At 72.7% G+C, this 3,367-nt stretch carries 3 protein-coding genes; all 3 read left to right on the top strand.

The features are described from left to right. Positions 1-149 precede the first annotated feature (149 nt). The 3 genes from C1I97_RS33750 to C1I97_RS33740 all read left to right on the top strand — a co-directional run bounded on the left by C1I97_RS33750 (position 150) and on the right by C1I97_RS33740 (position 3,166). Entirely contained in the window at positions 150-1,529 is a 1,380-nt protein-coding gene (locus tag C1I97_RS33750) for an FG-GAP-like repeat-containing protein (protein WP_111006822.1), read from the top strand. Positions 1,530-1,660: 131 nt separating this feature from the next. Beyond that, positions 1,661-2,059, top strand: a complete 399-nt coding sequence (locus tag C1I97_RS33745; RefSeq protein WP_111006821.1) for an FG-GAP repeat protein — start codon at positions 1,661-1,663, stop codon at positions 2,057-2,059. A gap of 195 nt (positions 2,060-2,254) precedes the next feature. Beyond that, a complete protein-coding gene (locus C1I97_RS33740) occupies positions 2,255-3,166 on the top strand; it encodes a Yip1 family protein (protein ID WP_111006820.1) in 912 nt (303 codons plus the stop codon). Positions 3,167-3,367: the final 201 nt, after the last annotated feature.

Below are 3,367 nucleotides of genomic sequence, written 5' to 3'. Positions count from 1 at the left end.
AGCGTGCCCGCTCCCCGGCCCCACCCCACAGGTCACAGCGGGCCCACATATTCACCGAACACACGTACAACCCTTACCCACCGCCGCGGGTCTCCTGATCGCCGTCGAATTCCGCCGGGCCGTCGCCCGGCGGCTTCCCGAGGAGCCCCATGCGCCGACACACCTCCGTGGCTCTGGCCGCCACCGTCCTCGCCGCCGGCCTGACGCCTCTGATGCTGAGCGGCCCGGCGTCGGCCGCGGTCGCCAAGCAGTACGACGACTTCAACGGCGACGGTTACCGCGACCTCGCGTACAGCAACGCCTACACGGGCATCTCCGGCCCGGGCGGCTGGAGGGGCGGCGCCGTGACCGTCGTCTACGGCACCGCCCGCGGCCTGGACACCTCCCGCACCCAGGTGGTCCACCAGGACAGCCCCGGAGTGCCCGGCGCGGGGGAGGACGACGACATGTTCGGCGACTCGCTCGCGAGCGCCGACCTCAACAAGGACGGGTACGCCGACCTCGTCGTGGGCAACCAGACCGAGCACGTGGGCAGCGCGAAGTACCGCGGCAAGGTCACCATCGTCTGGGGCTCCCGCTCCGGCCTGTCCGGCGGCACCACCCTCGCCCCGAAGAGCGGTGCGGGCGGCTCGCAGGCGCACTTCGGGGCGGACCTCGCCACCGGCGACTTCACCGGGGACGGTTCGCCCGACCTCGCGGTCGTCGGCGGTTCCGAGGCCTGGCTGTACCGCGGCCCGTTCACCAAGTCCGGGCGCACCGGCACCGTCAGCAAGATCGACAAGGAGGGCGCGGGCTGGTACTCCCACCGCCTCGCGGCCGGCAAGGTCAACCGCGACGGAAAGACCGACCTGGTGATCCTCGGCGAACAGTCCTACGGCAGCGAGGTGCGGATGCGCGCCTGGTTCCTCAAGGGCTCTTCCTCCGGTCTGGCCTCCGGCGCCTCCAAGACCCTCGCCGACCGCTGGCGCGGCGGCCTCGGCCCGAACGCCGTCATCGGCGACTTCGACAAGGACGGCTACGGCGACATCGCCATCGGGCAGCCCGACAGGGACCGCGGCAAGGGCGCGGTGACCATCTGGCGCGGCACGTCCTCCGGCCCGAGCGGCTCGAAGACGTTCACCCAGGCCACAGCGGGCGTCTCGGGCACCCCCGAGGCCGGCGACAACTTCGGCTACGCCGTCTCGGCCGCCGACACCAACGGCGACGGCTACGCCGACCTCGCCGTCGGCGTGCCCCACGAGGACGTCAGCGGCAGGCGGGACCAGGGCGGCGTCCACCTCTTCCGCGGCGGCTCCGGCGGCCTCACCGGCACCCGGTCCTCCTGGATCCCGCAGACCGTCGCCGGTCCTGCCGTCGCCGACGCCGGTTTCGGCTACGCCGTCCGTCTGCGCGACCTCGACCGCGACGGCAAGGCCGACCTGACCGTCGGCATGAGCGACAAGGCCCTGCTGCTGCGCGGGACGAGCAGCGGGCTCGCGCCGAGCCCCGCACGTGAACTGCCGGAATTCGGCGGCGGCTTCGTCGACTGACGCCCCGTCCCCGGGCTTCCCGGGCTCCCGGCTGCTCAGTTCCGAATGCCGAACATCGCATACCGGCTCCTCCCGGCTCCCCGGCTCCCGGCCCTCGGATCACCGACCGCCTCTCCCGGAACGGACTCGGCATGCGCAAGCGCACGCTCCTGTTGGCCGCCTCCACCCTCGCCGCGGCCTTGACCACCGGCATGGTCACCGCCCTGCCCGCCACCACGGCCTCCGCCGCGCCCTCCGGGCTGTCCGGCGACTTCGACGGCGACGGCTACCGGGACATCGCGGTCGGCGTGCCGGAGGAGTCCCTGGGCGCCAAGCAGGACGCCGGCGCGGTCGTCGTCCTGCGCGGCTCGGCCCGCGGCCTGACCGGCACCGGCGCCAAGTCCTTCTCGCAGAACACCTCCGGCGTCCCGGGCACCGCCGAGTCGAGGGACTTCTTCGGTGACGCGGTCTTCCTCCCCGACGTCACCGGCGACCGCCGCGCGGAGCTGATCGCCGGTGCCCGCGGAGAGAACGGCGACACGGGCGGCTGACGGAACCGACCGGGCGCGCCCGCAGCGGGGCCGCTGGTCCTCCGGTCTCGGACGGAGCCGGCCGGCCGCGGCCCCGTACTCAGGTAGGACAGCCGTCCCACGGTTCCCCTAGGGGATGTCACAGCTCGGCCGCAAAGCCTCGTCCATACACCCGGCCCGGCCCGGGACTTGCCGGGACCGGGTACGTTCGATGACGTGGCTGGATTCAGGAGCGGGCGCGGCGGCCGGGACGACCGCGCGCCGCACGCGCGACCCCGACAACTTCCGTACGGACAGCAGCCCCCCCAGGCGCCGTCGTACGGCTATCCGCCGACGCCGCAGCCGTACCCGCGGCAGCGGCCACCGTACGGAGCCGGCGGCGTCCAGTGGCCGCAGGCCAGCGGCGGTGGCTACGGCGGCGGCCAGGGCGAGCCGGAGTATTTCGGCGACGGCGGTCACCCACAGGGCGGTCACGACCCGTACGCGGCCGACAATCCGGGCCACACCCAGGCGTTCGCGGTCGGCGAGGACCCGTACAACCAGGGCGGGACCTACCACGCGGGCTCGGCCCCGGCCGGCCCGATAGGCCCCCGGCTGCACTGGAAGGACCTGCTGCGGGGCACCGTCGTCTCCCCCAACCAGACCTTCCTCCAGATGCGCGACTACACGATGTGGGGCCCCGCCCTCGTCGTGACGTTCCTCTACGGCCTGCTCGCGGTCTTCGGCTTCGACGGCGCCCGCGAGGACGCCATCAACGCCACGCTGTCCAACGCGATCCCGATCGTCCTGATCACCGCGGTGGCCATGGTGATCAGCTCCTTCGTCCTGGGCGCGGTCACCCACACCCTGGCCCGCCAGCTCGGCGGCGACGGGGCCTGGCAGCCCACGGTCGGCCTGTCCATGCTGATCATGTCCATCACGGACGCACCGCGTCTGCTCGTTGCCATGTTCTTCAGCGGCGACGCGGGCTTCGTCCAACTGCTCGGCTGGGCCACCTGGATCGCGGGCGGCGCCCTGCTGACCCTCATGGTCAGCCGCTCCCACGACCTGCCCTGGCCGAAGGCCCTGGGCGCCTCGGCGATCCAGCTGATCGCCCTGCTGTCGATCGTGAAGCTGGGCACGTTCTGACGAGCGGGGCGACGCACACGTGAAAGGGGCCCGGCCGGTCGGCCGGGCCCCTTCCTGTCTCTTCGCTGTCTCTCAGAGTGCGGTACGTGAGTTCTTGTCCGTTTCGTGGTTGAGGTTGGGTGAGGGCTGCTGGTCGTCGCCGCTTGGTGGTGGTCAGGCGCGGGGCTGAGCGAACAGGCCGGGTTCGGGTTCGGTGAGGAT

The sequence above is a fragment of the Streptomyces sp. NTH33 genome (assembly GCF_003236365.1).
In the GTDB taxonomy this organism is placed as follows: domain Bacteria; phylum Actinomycetota; class Actinomycetes; order Streptomycetales; family Streptomycetaceae; genus Streptomyces.
The sequence above is the reverse complement of the archived record's forward strand: the minus strand, read 5'-3'. Positions and strand labels throughout refer to the sequence as shown.